This is a genomic window from Mucilaginibacter sp. (assembly GCF_036383575.1).
GTDB lineage: Bacteria > Bacteroidota > Bacteroidia > Sphingobacteriales > Sphingobacteriaceae > Mucilaginibacter.
Window position 1 is genome coordinate 1 of sequence record NZ_DASVOB010000046.1, and the last position, 5,458, is coordinate 5,458.

At 43.0% G+C, this 5,458-nt stretch carries 7 protein-coding genes; 6 read left to right on the top strand and 1 reads right to left on the bottom strand.

The window, feature by feature from the left end; translation table 11 throughout:
• A partial coding sequence (locus tag VF500_RS01430; protein WP_330857964.1) for a DUF1080 domain-containing protein occupies positions 1-395 on the top strand: 395 nt, incomplete at its 5' end.
• A 214-nt stretch (positions 396-609) separates the two neighbouring features.
• On the opposite strand, the gene VF500_RS01435 is transcribed toward VF500_RS01430, so the two are convergent.
• Positions 610-1,098, bottom strand: a complete 489-nt coding sequence (locus tag VF500_RS01435) for a VOC family protein (RefSeq protein WP_330857965.1) — start codon at positions 1,096-1,098, stop codon at positions 610-612.
• Between the two features lie 148 nt (positions 1,099-1,246).
• Between VF500_RS01435 and yihA the strand changes: the two genes are divergently transcribed.
• From yihA to VF500_RS01460, 5 genes are all read left to right on the top strand, one after another.
• Positions 1,247-1,870, top strand: a complete 624-nt coding sequence (gene yihA / locus VF500_RS01440; RefSeq protein ID WP_330857966.1) for a ribosome biogenesis GTP-binding protein YihA/YsxC — start codon at positions 1,247-1,249, stop codon at positions 1,868-1,870.
• A 13-nt stretch (positions 1,871-1,883) separates the two neighbouring features.
• On the top strand, positions 1,884-2,738 hold the full coding sequence (locus VF500_RS01445; protein WP_330857967.1) for a UbiA-like polyprenyltransferase: 855 nt from the start codon (positions 1,884-1,886) through the stop codon (positions 2,736-2,738).
• Positions 2,726-3,331 carry a Crp/Fnr family transcriptional regulator gene (locus VF500_RS01450; RefSeq protein WP_330857968.1) on the top strand — a complete coding sequence of 202 codons (606 nt, stop codon included), beginning with the start codon at positions 2,726-2,728 and terminating at the stop codon, positions 3,329-3,331. The genes VF500_RS01445 and VF500_RS01450 overlap by 13 nt, the downstream gene beginning before the upstream one ends.
• 224 nt (positions 3,332-3,555) lie before the next feature.
• Positions 3,556-4,476 carry an NAD-dependent epimerase/dehydratase family protein gene (locus tag VF500_RS01455; protein ID WP_330857969.1) on the top strand — a complete coding sequence of 307 codons (921 nt, stop codon included), beginning with the start codon at positions 3,556-3,558 and terminating at the stop codon, positions 4,474-4,476.
• Positions 4,477-4,623: 147 nt separating this feature from the next.
• The coding region (locus VF500_RS01460) for a M3 family metallopeptidase (RefSeq protein ID WP_330857970.1) at positions 4,624-5,458 on the top strand (835 nt) is incomplete at its 3' end.

Below are 5,458 nucleotides of genomic sequence, written 5' to 3' on the forward strand. Positions count from 1 at the left end.
ACCATGTAGTTGAAGATCCGAAATACCACGCCAGCTATGAAACCGGTCCCGAATACCAGATCATTGATGACGCCGGCTGGCCTGAAAAATTGGAAGACTGGCAAAAAACCGGCTGCGATTATGCTATGTACCTGCCTAACTCGTTGAAAAAAGTAGCCCCGGTAGGTACTTGGAATACCAGCAAGATTGTTTTCAACAACGGTCATGTTGAACACTGGCTCAATGGTAAAAAGATCATAGCTTTTGAAGCCTGGACCGACGACTGGAAAAAGAAAAAAGCCGAAGGTAAATGGAAAGATTATCCTGACTATGGTACTGCGAAAACAGGCTTGATTGCCCTGCAGGACCACGGGCACAAAGCCTATTTCAGAAACATCAAAATAAAGGAGTTATAAAATTTATAACTTTTTGCTTCGTACCCGCGTATACCAGTTTTTGAAAAACTCATTGCGAGGTACGAAGCAATCCTTACACTGCAAGCAACCATGCAATATCGCCGGCAGTGGACTGCTTCGCCGTTCCACCTCCCAATGATCGGGAAAGAAAAAATCTTTTGATCCCCCGTTGAATATATAACCCGCAATGAGTTTTTTTGTTTGCTAAAACCTGTTAATTAGCGAGTTGCAGTAAATTCTCTATATCTAACCGGCGGGTAAACATGGTCAAATTGCCTTCATGATCAACAGGCCATTGCTCTTTCGGCCTATCCCAATAAAGTTCAACACCATTTTGGTCAGGGTCATTCAGATAGATAGCTTCGGACACCCCATGATCAGATGCGCCGGTAATGTTGTAACGGGCATCGATCAACCTTTTAAGGATAATTGCCAGGTCTTTTCTTTCGGGGTATAAAATAGCTGTGTGGTACAAGCCAGGTGCATATTCCGGTGCTGGCGAAGCACCTTTACTATGCCAGGTATTTAAACCAATATGATGATGGTAACCGCCTGCTGATATAAAAGCGGCCTGATCGCCATACATTACCATTTTTTCAAAGCCCAGCAAACCACAATAAAAATCAAGCGACTTTTGCAGATCACTTACCTTTAAATGTACGTGACCAATTCGGGTTTGGGCGGGTATTTTATAATCGTTCATAATATTACATGTTTAAACATCAAATTTAACTATTATTGCGTTACTTTTTGTTTTCTTATTGTAAAACAAGCTTATAAATAAGCAACCGCCATTTATGTTGGCATTTTCCTACAGTGAGTGCATAAAGTAAAAATACTACCTTTGCAGAATGATCGTAAAATCGGCCGACTTTATTTGCAGCAATACCCAGATTAGTAAACTGCCTCCACCGGTAAAACCGGAGTACGCGTTTATAGGGCGCTCAAATGTGGGCAAGTCATCCCTCATCAATACATTAACCGGTAAAAAGGGACTTGCCAAAACATCGCAAACCCCTGGTAAAACGCAGCTGATCAATCATTTTTTGATCAACGAAGGCTGGTATATTGTGGATTTACCCGGCTATGGCTATGCCCGTGCGTCCAAAACAGAAAAAGCCAAATGGGATAAATTTATCCATACCTACCTGGATAAGCGCGAAAGCCTGCAATGCGTAATGGTACTGATTGATAGCCGCCTTGAGCCGCAAAAGATAGATGTTGAATTTTGTAACTGGCTTGGCGAAAAAGGGTTGTCATTTGTATTGGTATTTACCAAGGCCGACAAACAGTCTTCAGTTAAAACAGATCAAAATGTAGCTAAATTTCGCAAAGCAATGCTGGCTACTTTTGAAGAAATGCCACAATTCTTTATCACATCGTCCGAAACACAGCTCGGCAGGGAAGAGATATTGGCATTTATAAGTAATATAAATCAGCACTTTGAAGTGCCGTTGTTCAACCCTCCGGCCTGAGTATAATAAAACCATGAAAAAATACTTATCCTTAGTAACCTTTGCCCACACAATTTTTGCCATGCCGTTTGCATTTATCGGCTTCTTTTTGGCGGTAACTACAACCCAATATCATTTCGACTGGCTTAAGCTGGTTTTGATGGTGCTGTGTATGGTATTTGCACGCAATTCGGCTATGGCATTTAACCGCTATCTGGACAGGGACATCGACATTCAAAATCCACGCACCAAACAGCGTGATATTCCGGCAGGAAGGATCAGTCCGCGGGCTGCTTTAACGTTTGTTATTATCAATTGCCTGCTGTTTATTACGGCAACCTGGTTCATCAACAGGCTTTGCTTTTTCCTTTCGCCGGTAGCTTTATTTGTGGTGATGGGTTACAGTGCAACCAAACGTTTCACGGCGCTTTGCCACCTGGTATTGGGATTGGGTTTATCACTTGCCCCTATCGGTGCTTACCTGGTGGTTACCGGGCAATTTGCTATTACGCCTATCTTCTTTTCATTATCGGTATTGTGCTGGGTAAGTGGATTTGATATTATTTATGCCCTGCAAGACGAAGATTTCGATCGCAGCAAAAATCTACACTCAATCCCGGCTTACCTGGGTAAAGTAAATGCATTAAGGCTATCTACCTTTTTACACGTGCTTTCGGCTATATTTATCATGATGCCGGCTGTTGAAACCCACGTCGGCTTCCTGTACTACATCGGTATCGCATTCTTCTGCGCCATGCTGATTTACCAGCACCTGCTTGTAAAGCCAAACGACCTGAGCCGTGTTAACTTTGCTTTCATGACAACCAACGGTATTGCCAGTGTGGTATTTGCTGTATTGTTCTTGCTCGACAGGATATGGATCCACTAAGCGCCCTTCAAAAGTTTCGGGAATATTTTGAAAGATATGTTCCGCTTACTGACGAAGAGTGGCAGGCTTTGTCGCAATACTTAACTGTAGATACCTTAAAAAAGAAAAGGTTTTACGTAGAGGCAGGCAAAGTGTGCGATCATATCGGCCTGGTAGTAAAAGGTGCGGTACGCTACTACCATGTTAAAGATGGCGAGGAAATAACTGGCTACTTCAGCTTCGAGGACGAAATGCTGAGCTCATACAAAAGCTTTTTGACCCGTACCCCGGCCGCAAACTATATCCAGGCGTTGGAAGATTCGGTGATCGTGAATTTAAGCCACAAAGGTTTGCAGCAAGCCTGTATGAATGAACTGCTCGGCTTTAAAATGGAACGCTTCGGCAGGTTAACAGCCGAGCTTTACCTCATCTGTTATGAAGAACGCATTACCGCTTTCATCACCCAATCGCCAGAAGAACGCTACAGCGATCTATTACAAACAGGCGGCGAAGCCCTTTACCGCATTCCCCAACATTATATTGCCAATTACTTAGGCATAACCCCGGTTTCGCTGTCGCGGATCAGAAGAAGGATCATGAAGATAAGCGCCTGATGAGGAGGTGAAAGGTAAAAGGATAAAGGTTTTGGTAAAGCTGAAAGCCGAAGGCTTAAAGCAAAAAGCTAAATAAAGATTCAAACATCCGGCTAAATCCGAAATCCAACATTCGAAATCCGAAATCGAAAATAAATCCCAAATCTCCTTAATTCCTTATCTTTTGTTAACGTTTTGATTTACAAAGGCCGCCTACCTTTGTTATACACAAAACGAAAAAGATCATGCATACTATATTAGGAGCCGGTGGCCCGGTAGCGAACGCTCTCACCAAAGAATTAATCAATCATAACGAAACCATCCGTTTAGTTAGCCGCAAACCGGTTGACACTAATAATATCCCAAAAGTAACCTGGCAAAAAGCCGACTTGCTCAATTATGATGAAGTGCTGGCTGCTGCAAAAGGATCAACAGTAATTTATCTTGTTGCAGGCCTGGTTTATGACAAGGACATCTGGCGGGCGCAATGGCCGGTGATCATGCAAAATGTGATCAACGTTACCAAAGCCACAGGAGCGCGTTTGATATTTTTTGACAACGTTTACATGTACGGACTGGTTAACGGCGCCATGACCGAGGAAACACCCTACAAACCCAGCAGCGTTAAAGGTGAGATCCGTGCCGGCATTGCCGATATGCTGATGAACGAAGTTAAAGCAGGCAACATCAACGCAACCATTGCCCGCGCACCTGATTTTTATGGTGCAGTAATCAACAGTTTTATTGATATGATGGTACTGAGCAACTACGCAAAAAAACAAAACGCGCAATGGATCGGCAATCCTAATTGTAAACACAATTTTATTTATGTGCCCGACGCAGGTAAAGCCATGTTCATGCTTGGTCAGGATCCCGACAGCGGCAACCAGATCTGGCACCTCCCTACTCCGCCAGCCATCACCGGTAAACAGTTTTTAAATATTGCCGCTAAAGTTTACAAAGTTGAGCCAAAATATACGCGCGTTAATAAAGTAATGCTGTGGATGTTTGGTTTGTTTAAAAAAGTGGTAATGGGTACCGTAGAAATGTATTACCAATATGATCATGATTATATTTTCGATAGCAGCAAGTTTGAGAAAGCATTCAATTTTAAACCAACAAGCTACGAGGATGGTATAACCGAAATATCGAAGAATACTTTATAAGGGTTGAGTCGGAAAAGTCCGGAAGTCCCAAAGTTGAAAAAGCTTTCGGATTTTTCTATTTAATGTCAATAACTTTCTTACGGACTTTCCGACTTGCGGACTTTCCGACTAAAACCGCATATTTGCATATCTGCACATCTAAAAATCATGATCCACAAAAAAACAAGAACATATATCCCCGCTTCCCTCGATATTAAATGGGAAACGCTTGAACCATTTTATAAAGAACTGTTAGATCGCCCTATTAATTCGGTTGAAGAACTGGAGAAATGGCTACGCGATAAAAGTGAGCTTGAAGCCGCGTTAGAAGAAGATTTTGCATGGCGTTATATCCGCATGACCTGCGATACAACCAGCGAAGAGCTGCTGCAAAAGTTTCAATATTTCGCTACCGAAATTGAGCCTAAAATCGCCCCATTCAGCAACGAATTAAACAAAAAGCTGGTTGCCAGCAAATATGTAGACCAACTGGACAGCCAGAAATACTTTGTATTCCTCCGCGCTGTAAAAAAAGCATTGGAGCTTTTCCGCGAGGAAAACATTCCTGTACAAACCGAAATCCAGGTGGAGCAACAGAAATACCAGTCGACCACCGGTGCAATGTCGGTTCATATTGATGATAAGGAATTTACTTTAGAACAGGCCTCCGTATTTTTAAAAGGTACCGACCGCGCCAAACGCCAGGAAGTTTGGGAAAAGATCACCAGCCGCCGTTTACAGGATAAGGAAAAGCTGAACGAACTTTTTGATCACCTGCGTAAGCTTCGCCATACAGTAGCAACTAATGCCGGCTTTGAAAACTTCCGCGATTATATGTTCCAGGCATTAGGCCGTTTTGATTACACGCCACAGGATTGCTATGCTTTCCACGCTGCCATTGAAACTGAAATAGTTCCAATTCTTAGGGCGCAGGCCGAAAAACGCCGTGTGGCGTTGGGTTTACCCGCCCTTAAGCCATGGGATATGGATGTAGATATTTCGG

Coding starts and splice junctions, on each gene's coding strand:
- VF500_RS01450 (WP_330857968.1), top strand. CDS start 2,726: ATGGATCCACTAAGCGCCCTTCAAAAGTTTCGGGAATATTTTGAAAGA.
- yihA (WP_330857966.1), top strand. CDS start 1,247: ATGATCGTAAAATCGGCCGACTTTATTTGCAGCAATACCCAGATTAGT.
- VF500_RS01445 (WP_330857967.1), top strand. CDS start 1,884: ATGAAAAAATACTTATCCTTAGTAACCTTTGCCCACACAATTTTTGCC.
- VF500_RS01435 (WP_330857965.1), bottom strand. CDS start 1,098: ATGAACGATTATAAAATACCCGCCCAAACCCGAATTGGTCACGTACAT.
- VF500_RS01455 (WP_330857969.1), top strand. CDS start 3,556: ATGCATACTATATTAGGAGCCGGTGGCCCGGTAGCGAACGCTCTCACC.